This is a genomic window from Albidovulum marisflavi, assembly GCF_025751435.1.
Lineage (GTDB): Bacteria > Pseudomonadota > Alphaproteobacteria > Rhodobacterales > Rhodobacteraceae > Albidovulum > Albidovulum marisflavi.
In genome coordinates, this window is record NZ_JAOWKY010000005.1 from 70,360 (window position 1) to 86,821 (window position 16,462).

Annotated in this window: 15 protein-coding genes; 12 read left to right on the forward strand and 3 right to left on the reverse strand. The window is 66.6% G+C overall.

What is annotated here, in order from left to right; genetic code table 11:
- The first annotated feature begins 18 nt into the window (after positions 1–18).
- The 4 genes from rsmI (at position 19) to OEW28_RS16185 (ending at position 3,167) form a co-directional block, all read left to right on the forward strand.
- A complete protein-coding gene (gene rsmI / locus OEW28_RS16170) occupies positions 19–879 on the forward strand; it encodes a 16S rRNA (cytidine(1402)-2'-O)-methyltransferase (protein WP_263735841.1) in 861 nt (286 codons plus the stop codon).
- Positions 876–1,229 (forward strand): YraN family protein, encoded by a 354-nt coding sequence (locus OEW28_RS16175; RefSeq protein ID WP_263736031.1) that lies wholly within the window; start codon positions 876–878, stop codon positions 1,227–1,229. The genes rsmI and OEW28_RS16175 overlap by 4 nt, the downstream gene beginning before the upstream one ends.
- Before the next feature lie 67 nt (positions 1,230–1,296).
- A complete protein-coding gene (gene gshB / locus OEW28_RS16180; protein WP_263735842.1) occupies positions 1,297–2,244 on the forward strand; it encodes a glutathione synthase in 948 nt (315 codons plus the stop codon).
- On the forward strand, positions 2,241–3,167 hold the full coding sequence (locus OEW28_RS16185; RefSeq protein WP_263735843.1) for an alpha/beta hydrolase: 927 nt from the start codon (positions 2,241–2,243) through the stop codon (positions 3,165–3,167). The genes gshB and OEW28_RS16185 overlap by 4 nt, the downstream gene beginning before the upstream one ends.
- On the opposite strand, the gene OEW28_RS16190 is transcribed toward OEW28_RS16185, so the two are convergent.
- Together OEW28_RS16190 and OEW28_RS16195 are read right to left on the reverse strand one after the other, a co-directional pair.
- Positions 3,164–4,678, reverse strand: a complete 1,515-nt coding sequence (locus tag OEW28_RS16190; protein ID WP_263735844.1) for a YifB family Mg chelatase-like AAA ATPase — start codon at positions 4,676–4,678, stop codon at positions 3,164–3,166. The two genes, OEW28_RS16185 and OEW28_RS16190, sit on opposite strands and share 4 nt — an antisense overlap.
- Positions 4,679–4,736: 58 nt before the next feature.
- Positions 4,737–5,618, reverse strand: coding sequence for a glutathione S-transferase (locus OEW28_RS16195; RefSeq protein ID WP_263735845.1), 882 nt, complete (start codon positions 5,616–5,618; stop codon positions 4,737–4,739).
- Positions 5,619–5,770: 152 nt separating this feature from the next.
- Between OEW28_RS16195 and coaBC the strand changes: the two genes are divergently transcribed.
- The 8 genes from coaBC (at position 5,771) to OEW28_RS16235 (ending at position 13,837) form a co-directional block, all read left to right on the forward strand.
- Positions 5,771–6,976 carry a bifunctional phosphopantothenoylcysteine decarboxylase/phosphopantothenate--cysteine ligase CoaBC gene (coaBC, locus tag OEW28_RS16200; protein ID WP_263735846.1) on the forward strand — a complete coding sequence of 402 codons (1,206 nt, stop codon included), beginning with the start codon at positions 5,771–5,773 and terminating at the stop codon, positions 6,974–6,976.
- A 50-nt stretch (positions 6,977–7,026) separates the two neighbouring features.
- The gene (dut, locus tag OEW28_RS16205; protein ID WP_263735847.1) at positions 7,027–7,494 is read left to right on the forward strand and encodes a dUTP diphosphatase; all 468 of its coding nucleotides are present in this window, start codon (positions 7,027–7,029) and stop codon (positions 7,492–7,494) included.
- A gap of 37 nt (positions 7,495–7,531) precedes the next feature.
- Positions 7,532–8,578: a HesA/MoeB/ThiF family protein gene (locus OEW28_RS16210; protein ID WP_263735848.1), complete on the forward strand. Its 1,047-nt coding sequence runs from the start codon at positions 7,532–7,534 to the stop codon at positions 8,576–8,578.
- Positions 8,579–8,663: 85 nt separating this feature from the next.
- Positions 8,664–10,685, forward strand: a complete 2,022-nt coding sequence (locus OEW28_RS16215; protein WP_263735849.1) for a M3 family metallopeptidase — start codon at positions 8,664–8,666, stop codon at positions 10,683–10,685.
- A gap of 136 nt (positions 10,686–10,821) precedes the next feature.
- Positions 10,822–11,901, forward strand: a complete 1,080-nt coding sequence (locus tag OEW28_RS16220) for an NAD(P)/FAD-dependent oxidoreductase (RefSeq protein ID WP_263735850.1) — start codon at positions 10,822–10,824, stop codon at positions 11,899–11,901.
- 2 nt (positions 11,902–11,903) lie between these two features.
- Positions 11,904–12,560 carry a class I SAM-dependent methyltransferase gene (locus tag OEW28_RS16225; protein ID WP_263735851.1) on the forward strand — a complete coding sequence of 219 codons (657 nt, stop codon included), beginning with the start codon at positions 11,904–11,906 and terminating at the stop codon, positions 12,558–12,560.
- A gap of 94 nt (positions 12,561–12,654) precedes the next feature.
- Positions 12,655–12,990, forward strand: coding sequence for a carboxymuconolactone decarboxylase family protein (locus OEW28_RS16230; RefSeq protein WP_263735852.1), 336 nt, complete (start codon positions 12,655–12,657; stop codon positions 12,988–12,990).
- A gap of 79 nt (positions 12,991–13,069) precedes the next feature.
- Complete coding sequence (locus OEW28_RS16235) at positions 13,070–13,837, forward strand: GH25 family lysozyme (RefSeq protein WP_263735853.1); 768 nt, start codon at positions 13,070–13,072, stop codon at positions 13,835–13,837.
- A 62-nt stretch (positions 13,838–13,899) separates the two neighbouring features.
- Here the strand turns inward: OEW28_RS16235 and OEW28_RS16240 are convergent, their stop codons facing one another.
- On the reverse strand, positions 13,900–16,401 hold the full coding sequence (locus OEW28_RS16240) for a GcvT family protein (protein ID WP_263735854.1): 2,502 nt from the start codon (positions 16,399–16,401) through the stop codon (positions 13,900–13,902).
- Positions 16,402–16,462: the final 61 nt, after the last annotated feature.

A 16,462-nucleotide genomic window follows, 5' to 3' on the forward strand; every position in this document is an offset into this window, starting at 1 on the left:
GCAACGGGCCTTGTAACCATGACCGGCGAAATTCAGAAACTGGCGCCGGGGCTGTATTTCGTCTCGACCCCGATCGGCGCGGCCCGCGACATAACCCTGCGCGCGCTCGACATCCTGGCCTCCGCCGACGTGATCGCCGCCGAGGATACGCGAACACTTCGCCATCTGCTCGAGATCCATGGCATTTCCGTCGGCGGGCGCCCCCTGGTCGCCTACCACGACCACAACGGGGACGAGGCGCGTCCGCGTCTGCTTCGCGCCCTGTCCGAGGGCAAGTCGGTCGCCTATGCCTCCGAGGCCGGGACGCCCCTTGTCGCCGATCCGGGGTTTCAGCTGGGCCGCGCAGCGGCCGCGGCGGGGCACATGGTGACCGCGGCGCCCGGCGCTTCGGCGGTGCTTTGCGCGCTGACAGTATCGGGGCTGCCAAGCGACCGTTTCCTGTTTGCGGGTTTCCCGCCTGCCGCCGAGGGTGCGCGCCGCCGGTGGCTTGCCGACCTTGCGGCGACACCCGCTACGCTGATCCTTTATGAATCTCCGAGGCGCGTAGGGGATTTGTTAACCGAACTGGCCCAAGGCTTCGGTGGGGACCGGCAGGCCGTGGTCTGCCGCGAACTGACAAAGAAGTTCGAAGAGGTGCGGCGCGGAACCTTGTCCGCCCTTGCCGAGGAGTTCGCCGCGCGCACGGTCAAGGGCGAAGTCGTCGTGCTGGTGGATCGCGCGCCCGAACGCGCCGTTGATGCGGCGGACATGGAGGCGATGCTGTGCGAGGCGATGAAGACCCTGTCTGTCAAGGACGCCGCGGCGATGGTGGCGGAGGCCCTGAAACTTCCCAAGCGGGAGGTGTATCAGGCGGCGCTGAAACTCGGGCGCGACGGATAAGAGGGCAGGCCGCCTTTCTTGCGGGGCAATCCGCCGAAGAGCAGGTGGCGCGGCGCTACATCGCCGCCGGGGCGTCTGTCGCTGCGCGGCGCTGGCGCAGCAAGGCCGGTGAAATCGACCTGATCCTGCGTGAGGGTGCCCGGGTCGTATTCGTCGAGGTCAAGTTCTCCGAAACGCTTTCCCGAGCCGCTGAAATGCTCGGCCCGCGCCAGATCGCCCGGCTTCGCGCTGCGGCACAGGTCTTTGTCGCCGGAGAGCCGTTGGGGCAGGATACGGAAATGCGCTTTGACGTCGCGCTTGTCGATGCGCGCGGGCACGTCGAGGTGATTGAAAACGCGCTTGGGATTTGACGCCGGACGTTGCATCCGGCAGTCCCATGCGCCATCACTCCGCTGACGGACAGGAGCGGGGGACGCCATGGCACTCAAGGTAGCAATCCAGATGGATCCGATCGGACCCATCAACATCGACGCGGACTCCACCTTTCGCATCGCGCTTGAGGCCCAGACGCGCGGGCATGAGCTTTTCTACTACACGCCCGACCGCCTGTCCTATCGCGCAGGCCGCATCCTTGCGCGCGGATGGCCGCTGACCCTGCGCCGGGAAAGGGGCAATCACTTTACCCTGGGTCAGGAGACCGAGGTGGATCTGGCCGATTGGGATGTCGTCTGGCTGCGCCAGGATCCCCCCTTCGACATGAGCTACATCACCAACACCCACATGCTCGAACGGCTGACCCCCGGCACGATGGTGGTCAACGACCCTTTCTGGGTGCGCAACTGTCCGGAAAAGCTGCTGGTGCTCGATTTCCCTCACCTCACCCCGCCGACGCTGATCGCCCGTGACCTGGCGACAATCCGGTCCTTCAAGGCCGAGCACGGAGACATCATCCTCAAGCCGCTATATGGCAACGGCGGCGCGGGTGTCTTCCGGCTTGATCCGAACGACCGCAACCTCGCCTCGCTGCACGAACTGTTTGCCGGTATCAACCGGGAACCGTTGATCGCGCAGAAATACGTTCCTGCCGTGGTGAAGGGCGACAAGCGCATCATCCTGGTGGACGGCAAACCGGTGGGTGCGATCAACCGCGTGCCCGCCGAGGGCGAAACCCGGTCGAACATGCACGTGGGCGGGCGGCCCGAAAAGGTAGGTCTGACCGAGCGCGACCGCGAGATCTGCGCCGCGATCGGGCCCGCGCTGCGCGAAAAGGGCCAGGTATTCGTGGGCATCGACGTGATCGGCGACTGGCTGACCGAAATCAACGTGACCTCGCCCACCGGCATCCAGGAGCTTGAACGTTTCGATGGAACCAATGCCGCCGGGATGATCTGGGAGGTGATCGAGGCGCGGCGGACGGGGCGGTGAGCATCAGGCTCAGGCTGCTGAACGCGGGGCTCAAGTCGATCGTCAAGCCTTCGCTGCGGCGACAGTCAGAGCCCACCCGCGCCCGCGCAGCCTTCGAGATCGTTGCACGCCTCGCGTTTGCCCGCCCGCGCGGCGTGGCGATTCGGCGAAGCGAGGGTTGCGGCATGACGCCACCCGCTGTCCGGTTCACGCCACCTGAACCGGCGGCCAAGGTCCTGCTCTATTTCCATGGCGGCGGGTTTGTCGCCGGATCGCCCCGCACGCATGGCGGGATGCTGGCGCATCTTGCGCGTGGCGCCGGTATCGAGGTTTGCGCCCCCGACTACAGGCTTGCGCCAGAGCATCCCTTCCCTGCGGCCTGGGACGATGCGCGTGCCGCGTGGGACGCGCTGATCGACGACGGTCTAAGCCCTTGCGACATCGCGCTTGGCGGCGACAGCGCTGGCGGCGGGCTCGCCCTGTCGCTGCTCGCCGACTTGTGCCGCGAGGGCATGCCACCCGCCGCGACGATCGTCTTTTCGCCACTGACCGACATGACCGGGTCCGGCGCGTCGATCCAGAAGAATGCCGGAACCGAAGTTCTTTTGCCGTTCGAGCGCTTCGATGAGTTGATGCGCATGGCGTTGGGGCCGCACGACCCGGAGGATCCACGCGCTTCGCCGCTTTTTGCCGATTTTCCAAGCTGTTCGCGGGTTTTCTTCGCAGTCTCGGATGCCGAGGGGCTTTTCGACGACAGCGCCCGGCTTTTCGCGCGCCTCAAGTCCGAAGGCGTGCGGACGGAACTGCACATCGGACGTGCCTGCCCCCACGCGTGGCCGATCTTCGCAGGGCGTCTGGCCGAGGCCGATGAAACGCTGCGCGTGGCCTGCGGCTTTCTGAGGAATGCCCTTGGCATGACGGCGATGGCGGCGGAACTGCGCTAAAGCGATCTGGCGAGCGTCAGGCGATAGCTGACCGCCTCGGCTACATGAGGTTTGCGAACCGTGCCTGAGCGATCCAGATCCGCGATGGTGCGCGCGACGCGCAGAACGCGATGGTAGCCGCGCGCCGAAAGGCCGAAGCGCTTGGCGATCTTCAGAAGCAGGTCCTTTCCCTCCGGGTCCGGTTCGGCGATCTCTTCCAGCAGCCTGCCCTCTACCTCGGCGTTGACGCGGATGTCGGGGTGATCCTTGAACCGCGCCGATTGGATTTCCCGCGCTGCTGACACTCTGATGGCAACATCGGCGGAGCTTTCCCCCGTCGCCGGCAGGTCCAGATCGGTGAAGGATACCGGCGGCACCTCGACCCGCAGGTCGATCCGGTCCATCAAAGGCCCAGACAGCCGCCCCAGGTAGTCTTCCCCGCACAGGGGGCTTTTCGGACAGGCGCGGGCGGGGTCCGACAGGTAGCCACAGCGGCAGGGGTTGGCGGCTGCCACCATCAGGAAGCGGCAGGGGTAGCGCACATGGGCGTTGGCGCGGGCAACGACGACCTCCCCCGTTTCGATCGGCTGGCGCAGGGTTTCAAGCACGGGCCGTGGGAACTCCGGCAGTTCGTCCAGGAACAGGACACCGTTGTGCGCAAGGCTGATCTCGCCCGGTTTCGCGCCGCGCCCTCCGCCCACGATGGCCGCCATGGATGCCGTGTGGTGAGGCTCCCGGAAGGGGCGGGTGCGGCTGATGCCGCCCTCGTCAAGCAGCCCGGCAAGCGAATGTATCATCGAGGTTTCCAGCGCCTCGACCGGGGACAGAGGCGGCAGGATGCCGGGAATGCGTGCGGCAAGCATGGACTTGCCTGACCCCGGCGTGCCGACCATCAGCAAGTGATGCCGGCCCGCCGCGGCGATCTCGAGCGCGCGTTTCGCGCGTTCCTGACCCTTCACGTCTCGCAGGTCGCGCGTGCCGGATGCGGCCCGCACTTCCCCTGGGGTCGCGACGGTGATCGGAGACCGGCCCGCGAAGTGGCCCAGCACCTCGGCCAGGGAGGCGGCGGCAAAGACCGGCGTCGCCGTGACCCAGGCCGCCTCCGGCCCGCAGGGCTTGGGACAGAGGAGCCAGCGTTCCTCTTCCGCCGCCGCCATCGCGGCGGGAAGCGCGCCCGCGACTGCGACCAGCCGGCCGTCCAGCGACAATTCGCCCAGCGAGACGGTTCGCTCCGCATCCTCGCGCGGGATGATGTCGATTGCCGCCAGCAGCGCCAGCGCGATGGGCAGATCGAAATGCGACCCTTCCTTGGGAAGGTCGGCCGGCGAGAGGTTCACCGTGATCTTCTTCGAGGGCAGTGCAATGGAGAGCGCCGTAAGGGCGGACCGCACGCGGTCGCGCGCCTCGCTGACGGCCTTGTCGGCAAGGCCGACGATGGAAAAGGCCGGAAGCCCGTTCGCGACGGCACACTGTACCTCGACGATGCGCGCCTCCACGCCCTCGAAGGCCACCGTGAAGGTGCGCGCAACCATCCGTTCCAACTCCGCTATCGAATGGTTAACCGGTAGCGGCGCGACGGTTTAGAAAGGGTTAACGTGGCGCGCTGGCCTCCGACATCTCCATGAATTTCGGCCAGACCTCGGGATCATGCATCGTCTTGTCACGGCAGAACGCGTTGCAGAACCCCCAGACCCGCCCCTCAAGACGCAGGAAGTGGCTGACCGGCTTGCCGGAATAGGGGCAGGCTTCATTGAGCGAAGGACCCTTGCAAGCTTCCGCCTTCAGGGGCGTCGGGCCGGGCCAGGGGCGTTCGGCATAGGGTTTGTAGTAGCTGGGCTGCACGAGGTTTTCGGCCTGTCCCATGGCCCGCCAGCGGCGGAAGGACGGATCCGTCAGATGCGTCATGACATAGTCCTGCGCCGCCTTTGAAACCGGCAGGTTGTAGGTGGCGATCCGCGTGGCCACCGGGGCGAAGAACGCATCCGCAGCGGTGTAGCGACCGAAAAGCCAGGGGCCGCCTGCGCCGAACCGATCGCGGGCGCGGGACCAGATCAGCTCGATCCGGGCGATGTCGGCCAGAACCTCGGCGCGCGGGGCGCTGTCCTGATAGCTTTTCAACAGGTTCATGGCGCAGTCACCGCGAACCGCCGTGAAGCCCGCGTGCATCTCGGCGACCATGTATCGCGCCATGATCCGGGCGGCCGGATCATCGGGCCAGAGACCCGCATCGGGGTGCCGTTCGACCAGGGTCTCAAGTATGGCGATGCTTTCGCCGATCACCTCACCCTCCGGGGTGCGGACAGCGGGCACCAGCCGCGCGGGCGCAAAATCCTCAAGCAGGCGCTGCACCTGGTCGGTGTAAAGCACGCAGGTGCGGACCTTGACCGGGATTCCGAACTTCTCGAAGAAAAGCCAGCCCCTGAGCGACCAGCTTGAATAGCTGCGGTCCCCGATGGCAAGTTCATAGGTCATCTGAATCTCCCTGTTCGGCGCACCCTAGCCACGGCGCGCGCGGTGCGCACGCGATGATTTGTGGCGCCGCGCATCACGGATCGTGAACCATGCCGCGGCTTGTCATCCCGCGCCCCCGGGCCTAATCCTGATGCAGGCAAGGGAGAGGGCCGATGCTGACGGGCAAGCGTATCCTTCTGGTGATCGGCGGCGGCATCGCGGCCTACAAGTCGCTGGACCTGATCCGGCGGCTGCGCGAACGCGGCGCCTCGGTGACGCCGGTCCTGACCCGGGCGGCGGAGGAGTTCGTAACCCCCCTGTCGGCGGGCGCGCTTGCCGGGACGAAATGCTTTCGCCACCTGTTCGACCTGACGGACGAGGCCGAGATGGGCCATATCGAACTGTCGCGTTCCGCCGATCTGGTCGTCGTCGCGCCCGCGACCGCGGACCTGATGGCGAAGATGGCCGGGGGGCACGCGGATGATCTGGCGTCCACTCTTATGATGGCGACGGACAAGCGGGTGCTGGTGGCACCGGCGATGAACGTGCGGATGTGGCTGCACCCGGCGAACCAGCGCAACATCGCCCTGCTCAGGCGTGACGGCGTGCTTTTCTGCGGTCCGAACGAAGGGGACATGGCCTGCGGTGAATTCGGCCCGGGCCGCATGGCAGAACCACTGGAAATCGTGGCGTCGGTGCAGGCGGCATTGGGCGAGGGGCCGCTGAAGGGGCGCCACGTCATTGTGACCTCGGGGCCGACCCACGAGCCGATCGATCCGGTTCGCTACATCGCCAACCGGTCCTCGGGCACGCAGGGCACGGCGATCGCCGGGGCGCTGCGGGACCTTGGCGCGAAGGTGACGTTCGTCACGGGCCCCGCCAGCGTTCCGCCCCCGACCGGCGTCGAGGTGGTGCGGGTTGAAACCGCGCGACAGATGCTGTCGGCAGTCGAGGCCGCGCTGCCCGCAGACATTGCTGTGTTCGCGGCTGCCGTGGCCGACTGGCGTGTGGATAACGCGGCGGGGTCGAAGATGAAGAAGGACGGGACGGGTCGGGCGCCCGCGCTTGAATTCGCAGAAAACCCCGACATCCTTGCGACCGTGTCGAAGATGGCGACCGGACGCCCGGCGCTTGTGATCGGATTTGCCGCCGAAACGGATGACGTCATCGCAAATGCCACCGCAAAGCGTGACCGCAAGGGCTGTGACTGGATCGTCGCGAACGACGTTTCCCCCGCGACGGGGATCATGGGCGGGGAGGAGAACGCGGTGACGCTGATCACCGCGGCGGGTGGCGAAGAATGGCCCAGGCTCCCCAAGGACGAGGTCGCGCGGCGGCTTGCCGCGCGCATCGCCTCGGTCCTGGGGGCGGATGTCTAGGCTGGGACCTGGCGGCGGGCGATGTCGATCGGGAATGAAGGGGGCAGGCGATGGTGCCGGTGATCCGGGTGATGCGAGAGGACTGGGCGGATCCGTCCGTGCAATTGCCATCCTACGAAACCGCCGGCGCGGCCGGCGCCGACATTCGCGCGAACCTGCCACCCGAGTTGCGGGTAATGGGGTTCGAACTGGCCCCGATGCAGCGGGCGGTGGTGCCGACGGGCCTGCGGGTGGAAATCCCCGAAGGCTACGAGGCGCAGATCCGTCCCCGTTCGGGGCTGGCTTTGAAGCACGGGATATCCCTGCCGAACACGCCCGGAACGATCGACAGCGACTATCGCGGGCCCTTGGGGGTACTGCTGATCAATCTCGGGTCAGAGCCCTTCGTCATCGGCCATGGCGAGCGGATCGCGCAGATGATCGTCGCCCCCGTCGTTCAGGCCCGGTTCGAGGCCGCCGACGCGTTGGGACAGACGGTTCGCGGAGGGGGCGGGTTCGGCTCTACCGGGCGCGCATGAAGGACCTCTGGTCAGGTCGTGATTGGTGGGAGTTGGCATGACGGTTTTCCTGATAGCGGCGGCGATGGTGGGCTTCGGCCTTGCGCTGCGGCTGCCTGCGCGCATCGTCTGGGTCATGCTCGGCACGCTTTGGGTCGCGGTCATGATCGTTCACCTTGCCCTGCCGGGTGACCATGCCCTGACACGCGCCATCGGCGGCAGCTTCGGGCACTGGCTGGTCGCGGGCGGCGGCGTTATCCTGATCCTTCTCTACCGCGCGGCCCTGTCCGCGATCCGCGCGCGCGCGCGTCCAGCTCCGGATGCGCCGGCCCGGCCCGGCACTTTCAGCCCCGCCGAACTGGACCGCTACGCCCGCCACATCGTCCTGCGAGAGGTCGGCGGACCCGGCCAGAAGCGGCTGAAGGGGGCGAAGGTTCTTGTCGTGGGCGCCGGGGGGCTGGGATCGCCCGCGCTTCTTTACCTGGCCGCCGCAGGTGTCGGGACGATCGGTGTCGTCGACGATGATACCGTCTCATCCTCGAACCTCCAGCGCCAGGTCATCCACACCGATGCCCGCATCGGCCAGCCCAAGGTCTTTTCCGCCGAGGCGGCGATGAAGGCGCTCAACCCCTTCATTGACGTGCGCCCCTACAACCGGCGACTGTCCGCGGAAGATGCGGCCGCCCTGTTCGACGAGTATGATCTTGTCCTGGACGGATCGGACAATTTCGACACCCGCTACATGGTGAACGCGGCCTGCGTCGCGGCGGGCAAACCGTTGATCTCGGCTGCGATCACCCAGTGGGAGGGGCAGATTTCCATCTACGACCCCGCGCATGGCGCCCCTTGCTACGCCTGCATCTTTCCGGACCGGCCAGCCGACGGCCTTGCGCCCGCCTGCGCCGTCGCGGGGGTGATGGGGGCGCTGCCGGGGGTCGTCGGCGCCATGATGGCCGTAGAGGCGATAAAGGAGATCACCGGCGCGGGCGATGTGCTGCGTGGTCGGATGCTGATCTACGACGCGCTTTACGCCGAGGCGCGCGGGATATCTCTCAAGCGCAACCCGGACTGTGCGGTCTGCGGTAGCGGCGTCGGACCGGCCTGACTGCGGGTCCTGACTGTCGGAACGGCGGACGCTCTGGCAATTCGCCACGGGCCCCCATAGCTTGCGGGTGTAAAGGAGATCCCTGATGACCAATCCGCTGCTTTCCGACTGGACCGGAGACTTCGCCCTTCCGCCGTTCGCCGCGATCCGGGATGAAGATTTCGGACCCGCCTTCGACGCGGCGCTGGCCGAGGCCCGGGCCAATATCGCCGCGATCGCCGAAAGCGCGGATGCGCCGAGCTTTGCCAACACCATCGCCGCGATGGAACTGGCCGAGGAAACACTGTCGCGCGTTGCGGGCGCATTCTACAACCTTGTCGGCGCCGACAGCACGCCCGCGCGCGAGGCGCTTCAGCGCGATCTGGCGCCGAAGCTTTCAACCTTCGCCTCTGAAGTGACGATGAACGAACGGCTCTTTGCCCGGATCGAGGCGCTGTGGCAGGCGCGCGACAGTCTGGGTCTGGCTGCCGAAGAGGCGCGCGTGCTGCACCTGACCCGGCGCAGCTTCGTCCGAGCGGGTGCCAGGCTTGAAGGCGCGTCGCGGGACCGGATGACCCAGCTCAAGGCGCGCCTTGCGGTCCTGTCCACCGAGTTCACGCAGAACCTTCTGGCCGACGAACGCGACTGGTTCATGCCACTTGAGGCCGCCGATCTGGAGGGCCTGCCCGACTTCGTTGTGGCCAACGCACGCGCCGCGGCGGAAGAACGCGGGCGCGAAGGCCATGTGGTGACGCTCAGCCGGTCGCTGATCGTTCCTTTCCTGCAGTTTTCGTCGCGCCGCGCCCTGCGCGAGAAGGCCTATGAGGCCTGGACGGCGCGCGGCGCGAATGGGGGCGCCACCGACAATCGCGCCATTGCCGCCGAAATTCTGAAGCTGCGGGAAGAGCGGGCGAAGCTCTTGGGCTATGACAGTTTCGCCGCCTACAAGCTTGAGACCGAGATGGCCAAGACCCCGGACCGCGTGCGCGATCTACTGATGCGGGTCTGGGACCCCGCCCGGGCAAAGGCGATGGAAGACGCCGAAGTTCTGACCGGCATGATGCACGACGAGGGCATCAACGGCGCACTCGAACCCTGGGACTGGCGCTACTACGCGGAAAAGAGGCGGGCGCGGGACCACGCGCTGGATGAGGCGGCGCTGAAGCCCTACCTGTCGCTCGACGCGATGATCGCGGCTGCCTTCGATTGCGCGTCGCGGCTTTTCGGCCTGTCGTTCCGGCCGCTGGATGTAGCGCTCTACCACCCCGATGCCCGCGCCTGGGAGGTCACGCGCGACGGGCGGCACATGGCGGTCTTCATTGGCGACTATTTCGCAAGGCCCTCCAAGCGCTCGGGCGCCTGGTGTTCGGCCTTCCGCCAACAGCGCAAGCTTGGGGGCGAGGTGCGCCCCGTCGTCGTGAACGTCTGTAACTTCGCCAAGCCCGCGCAGGGGGAACCCGCGCTTCTGTCCTGGGACGACGCGCGGACGCTTTTCCACGAGTTCGGACACGCGCTGCACCAGATGCTGTCGGACGTGACCTACGAAATGATCTCGGGGACATCGGTCGCCCGCGATTTCGTCGAATTGCCCAGCCAGCTTTACGAGCACTGGCTGGAGGTGCCCGAGGTGATCGAGACCCACGCGCGCCATGTCCGGACGGGCGAGCCGATGCCGAAGGATATGCTGAGCCGTCTTCTGGCGGCCCGGAACTTCGATCAGGGGTTCGCCACGGTGGAATACGTGGCCTCGGCCCTGGTCGATCTGGCCTTCCACGAAGGGGCCGCGCCCGAGGATCCGATGGCCGCCCAGGCCAAGGTTCTGGACCGGATCGGAATGCCCTCGGCGATCCGCATGCGCCACGCGACTCCGCAGTTCGCGCATGTCTTCGCGGGCGATGGCTATTCGGCTGGATATTACAGCTACATGTGGTCCGAGGTCATGGATGCCGACGCCTTCGAGGCCTTCGAGGAGGCGGGCGATCCCTTTGATCCTGCGACGGCCGAAAGGCTTGAGAAATGGGTGCTGTCGGCGGGCGGTTCGCAAGAGGCGGAAACGCTCTACATCGGGTTCCGGGGCCGGATGCCCGGAGTCGAGGCGCTGCTGCGGGGGCGGGGGCTGTTGGACTGAAATCGGCAACCCAGCGAGTGGTTCGACATGCCGCGGTGAGTTCGGAATCAACCCCGGAAAACGGCTTGCGAAGATTTCTGCAAGGGCCGTTTAGACGCCCCTTTTTCTTTCCCGCGCGCGGTGACATGGTGCCGCCATGCTTACCGATATTCTGATCATCGGCGGTGGAATCGCGGGCGTTTCCGCGGCGGCGCGCCTGTCCCATCTGGGCTCGGTGGTGCTGGCCGAGGCCGAATCCGCCTTGGCCTGGCACGCCTCGGGCCGGTCTGCGGCGCTTTATGAACCGGGCTATGGCACCGGCGCCGTGACCGATCTGACCCGGGCAAGCGGCGCCTACCTTGCCGAGGCGAATGGCGGCGTGCTGTCGCCGCGCGGCCTGATGATCGTGGGGGGCGCCGGTGACGACGCCGTGTTCGCGGCAGAGGCCGGCGCGATGGCCCTGGCCCCGATAACCTTGGATGAAGCCCGAGCCATGGTGCCGATCCTGTCGCCCGATCGCGTGGCGATGGCGGCCTATACAGACGCGGCGCGCGACATCGACACGGATCTTCTGATCCAGAACTTCGCGCGCGAGGCGCGTGCCAACGGCGCGAGGATCGAGACGGGGCTTGCCGTAACCGGCATCGAACGGTTGGCCGGGGGCTGGCGCGTCGTCACCGCCCAGGGCGACATGACCGCGCGCATCCTTGTCAACGCGGCCGGGGCTTGGGCGGACGGCATCGCGCGCATGGCGGGTGTCAAGCCCCTTGGCCTTCAGCCCAACCGTCGATCGATGGTGCGTATCCCGGGCCCGGCGAACCAGGACGTCGCGCGCTGGCCGATGATCTTCGGCGCGGGCGAGACCTGGTACATGAAGCCCGATGCCGGGGCGCTGATCGTGTCGCCGGCCGATGAACATCCGATGGATCCGCACGACGCGTGGGCCGACGACATGGTGCTGGCCGAAGGCCTTGCGCGGTATGAGGAATTCGTGACCGAACCCGTGACGCGGCTTCTGGCGTCCTGGGCGGGGCTGCGGACCTTTTCGCCCGACCGCGTTCTGGTGATCGGCGAGGATCCGGTGGCGAAGGGATTCTACTGGCTGGCAGGGCAGGGCGGATACGGTTTTCAGACCTGCCCCGCGGCCAGCCGCCATATCGCCGATCTGATCGGGGGCTGTACGCCTGAAATCGGTATCGCGGCGACAGCGCGGCTGTCGCCCGCACGGTTCGCCTGACGATGCCGCCGCGCCGGCTGAAGCTTGGCTATGCGACCCCTGCCAAAGGCGGTGACGCACGGCTATTCGCGCCGTCTGCCGAACGAAACGCCGGGGCGATCATTGACGTTCTGCATCGCCATGCGCCGGCACGTGGACGCGCATTGGAACTTGCCGCGGGGACAGGGCAGCATTCGGCCGCCTGCGCCGCGGCCTTTCCCGATCTGAACTGGCAGCCCACGGATGGTGCCGAGGCGGCACTTGCCTCGATCGCGGCCTGGCGTGACGCGGCGGGCCTGGCGAACCTGGCCGAGCCCGCGCTTCTCGACGTCTCCGCACCCGGATGGGGGGCGGCCAGAGCCGGGCAGGACCTGGTCCTGGTGGCGAACCTTCTGCACCTGATCAGCGCCGCAGAGGCCAAGACGGTTCTGGGCGGGATCGGCCAGGCCCTGGCGCCGGGCGGCACGGCGGTGATCTACGGCCCCTTCCGCCGGCAGGGAAGGCTCACAAGCGAAGGCGACATCGCCTTTGACGCCGATCTGCGCCTTCAGGATCCCGAGATCGGCTACAAGGATGACACCTGGGTCATTCGGTCGGCCAGCGAAGCGGGGCTTGATCTGGTGGCGGTCGAGCAGATGCCCGCCAACAACATGTGCTTCATCTTTCGGCGGCAGGGGTGAGGCGACATCACATTCCTATTTCGGAATGGATTGACCTTGATCAAGGCGAACGGCGGCATGACGTGGAACTCCGGCCCGAAAGCAAGGAGTGATCATGAGCTATCGGGAAGAGATTGATGAAATGCGTGGCGAGCTGCGGGTCCTGAACAAGGCCGTTCCAGCCGCGATGGGCGGCTTTGCCGCGCTGTCGAAGGCAGTCAAGGACAACGGTCCGCTCAGCGTCAAGGAAAAGGAATATGTGGCGCTTGGCATGGCCGTGGCGCTGCGCTGCGAGCCTTGCATCAACTTCCACGTCGAGGCGCTGATGAAAGCGGGCGCCACGAGAGAGGAACTGGGTGACGTACTGGCAATGGCGGTGCAGATGAGCGGCGGGCCAGGCGTGATGTACGCCGCTCACGCGCTTGCCTGCTGGGACGAACTCGCGGCCTGAACGGGGTTTCGTCGACGGTGACAGAGTCGTCGATTTCCGCTATGATGATGCCAAACGCGAAGAACAGCGTGAGGCAGACATGAGGGCAGTATCCAGCCTTGTAGCAGCAGCCATTGCCGCCGTGACGCTTGTCGGCTGCGGCGGCGGCCATCCGCACGGCATTCCCAGCCGGTTCGACGATGCCGATCCCTACGCTTGGCGCCAGAACGCGCCCGACACCTATCCTGTGCACGGTATCGACGTGTCGCGCTGGCAAGGGGCGATCGATTGGCACAGGGTGGCGGGTTCGGGCGTGGGCTTCGCCTTCATCAAGGCGACCGAGGGCGGGGATGTGGCGGATCCGCTTTTCGACAACCATTGGCGGGGCGCCGCGGCGGCAGGCATTCCGGCTGGCGCCTACCATTTCTATTATCATTGCCGCGGCGGGGCAGAGCAGGCGCGATGGTTCCTGGAAAACGCGCCGCCACGCGCGGGAACGCTGCCCCCAGTGCTGGACATCGAGTGGACCCAGTCGCGCAACTGCCCGCGCCGTCCTGATCCCGAAACCGTCAGGGCCGAGGCGCAAGCCTTTCTGGATACGGTGAGGCTGGCCTGGGGCAAGACGCCGATCATCTACACCACGGTCGATTTCTGGGAACAGAACCAGCTTTGGCGGCTGGGCAACTACCCGTTCTGGCTTCGCTCGGTCGCGGGGCATCCGCATGACACCTTCGGCCACCGCAACTGGACCTTCTGGCAGTATACCGGCACCGGGCTTGTTCCCGGCGTGCGTGGGCAGGTCGACCTGAACGCCTTTGCCGGAAGCGAGGCCGCCTGGCAGGCCTGGCTGGCGGCGGCCACGCTCTGACGCGAAAGGGGCCGGTTTCCCGGCCCCTTTCCAGTTCTCCGTCCCGGACGATCGGCCCCGGATCAGCCGTTGACGCGGATACGCTCGTTCTTCGGGTCGAACGGGCTGTCCTCGACGACCTCGGCATCCCATTCCTGGCGCAGCATCCGCACCTTCAGCTTGGTGCCGACGGCGGCCAGATCCGGACGGACGTAGCCCATGCCGATCTGCTTGCCGAACGCGACCGAGTAGCCGCCCGAGGTCAAGCGCCCGATCTTCTCGCCGTTCAGCAGCAGCGCTTCCTTGCCCCACGGATCGGTGTCCGACGGACCGTCGATCAGAAGCGTGACGCACATCGCGCGGACGCCGGTGTCGATCATCGCCTGTTTGCCGTGGAAGTCCTTCGACATGTCGATGAACCGGTCAAGACCAGCTTCCGCCGGGGTGGCGTCGCGGCCCAGCTCGGTGCCGAAGGCGCGGTAGGACTTCTCCTGGCGCAGCCAGTTCTGCGCGCGCGCGCCGACCAGCTTCATGCCGTGCTTTTCGCCCGCCGCAAGCAGCAGGTCCCAAAGGTAGCGCTGCATCTCGATCGGGTGGTGAAGTTCCCAGCCAAGCTCACCGGTGTAGGCCACGCGGATCGCGTTGACCGGGCACATGCCCAGCTCGATCTTGCGGGCGGAAAGCCAGGGGAAGCGCTTGTTCGACAGCGCGGTTTCCGGCTCTGCGTCCTTGATGATCTCTTTCAGGATGTCGCGCGACTTCGGACCGGCGATGGCGAAGACGCCCCACTGGGTGGTCACATCGTTGATATCGATGTGGCCGCCACCGTTCGCCATGAAGTCCTCGGCCGACTTGCGCAGGAAGTCCGCGTCATACGCGGTCCAGGCGCCGGCGGAGACAAGGTAGTAGTCGTTCTCGCCGTTGCGGACGATGGTGTATTCGGTCCGCGTCGTGCCTGCCGACGTCAGCGCGTAGGTCAGGTTGATGCGGCCGATCGCCGGCAGCTTGTTGCAAGTGAACCAGTCTAGGAACGCCGTCGCGCCGGGTCCGCGCACGGTGTGCTTGGTGAAGGCGGTCGCGTCGATCAGGCCGGCGGTCTCGCGGATCGCCTTGGCTTCATCGACGGCGTATTGCCACCAGGCGCCGCGCCGGAACGAGCGGGAATCGTGGTCGAACGACGCGGGCGCGTCCTTCGGGCCGTAGTAGTTGGGGCGTTCCCAGCCGTTCACCTGGCCGAACTGCGCGCCAAGCGCCTTCTGGCGGTCATAGACCGGCGCGGTGCGCAGCGGGCGGCAGGCTTCGCGCTCTTCGTCCGGGTGGTGCAGAACGAAGACGTGGTCGTAGCACTCTTCGTTCTTGCGCGCGGCATATTCGGTCGTCATCCAGCTGCCGTAGCGCTTGGGGTCAAGCGAGGCCATGTCGATTTCGGCTTCGCCGTTGACCATCATCTGCGCCAGGTAGTAGCCGGTACCGCCCGCCGCGGTGATCCCGAAGCTGAAGCCTTCGGCCAGCCACATGTTGCGCAGGCCCGGGGCGGGGCCCACCAGCGGGTTGCCGTCCGGCGTGTAGCAGATCGGGCCGTTGAAGTCGTCCTTCAGACCCACGGTTTCCGAGGTCGGGATCCGGTGGATCATCGACATGTACTCTTCCTCGATCCGCTCCAGGTCGAGCGGGAAGAGGTCGGCGCGGAACGATTCCGGCACGTCGTAGAGGAAGCGCGCCGGGGCGCCCTTTTCATAGGGGCCAAGGATCCAGCCGCCGCGCTCTTCGCGGACATACCACTTGGCGTCGGCGTCGCGCAGCACCGGGTGCTCCGGGTTGCCGGCGGCGCGCCAGGCCTGAAGTGCCGGATCGGGCTCGGTGACGATGTACTGGTGCTCGACCGGGATCGCCGGGATCTTGATGCCCAGAAGGCGGGCCGTGCGCTGAGCGTGGTTGCCGGTGGCGGTGACGACGTGTTCGGCGTGGATTTCAGCAGTTTCCTCGCCGGGCACAAGGTTGCCGCCCTTTTCGACCATCTTCGTGACCGAGACGATCCATTCGGAGCCGGTCCAGCGGTAGCCGTCCACCTGCCACTTGCGCTCGATCGTGACGCCCAGCTGGCGCGCGCCCTTGGCCATGGCCTGGGTCACGTCGGCGGGGTTGATGTAGCCGTCCTGCGGGTGGAAGAGCGCGCCTTTCAGGTCCTCGGTCCGGACCAGCGGCCAGCGCTCCTTGATCTGGGCGGGGGTCAGGAATTCATGGTAGACCCCGGCGGTTTCTGCGACCGACGAATAGAGCATGTATTCGTCCATCCGCGCGTCGGTCTGCGCCATGCGCAGGTTGCCCACGACCGCGAAGCCCGCGTTCAGGCCGGTTTCCGCCTCGAGCGTCTTGTAGAAGTCGACCGAGTACTTGTGGATGTGCGTCGTCGCGTAGGACATGTTGAACAGCGGCAGAAGGCCGGCGGCGTGCCAGGTCGAGCCCGAGGTCAGCTCGTCCCGCTCCAGCAGCATCGTGTCCCATCCGGCTTTCGCAAGGTGATAGGCGATCCCGCAGCCGACGGCTCCGCCGCCGACGACTAGGGCTTTGACATGGGTTTTCATGGGCCGACTCCTCGGGTCAAATGATTGGACCCTATCTGCCAGAGGCACCGTTTTCTTGAAA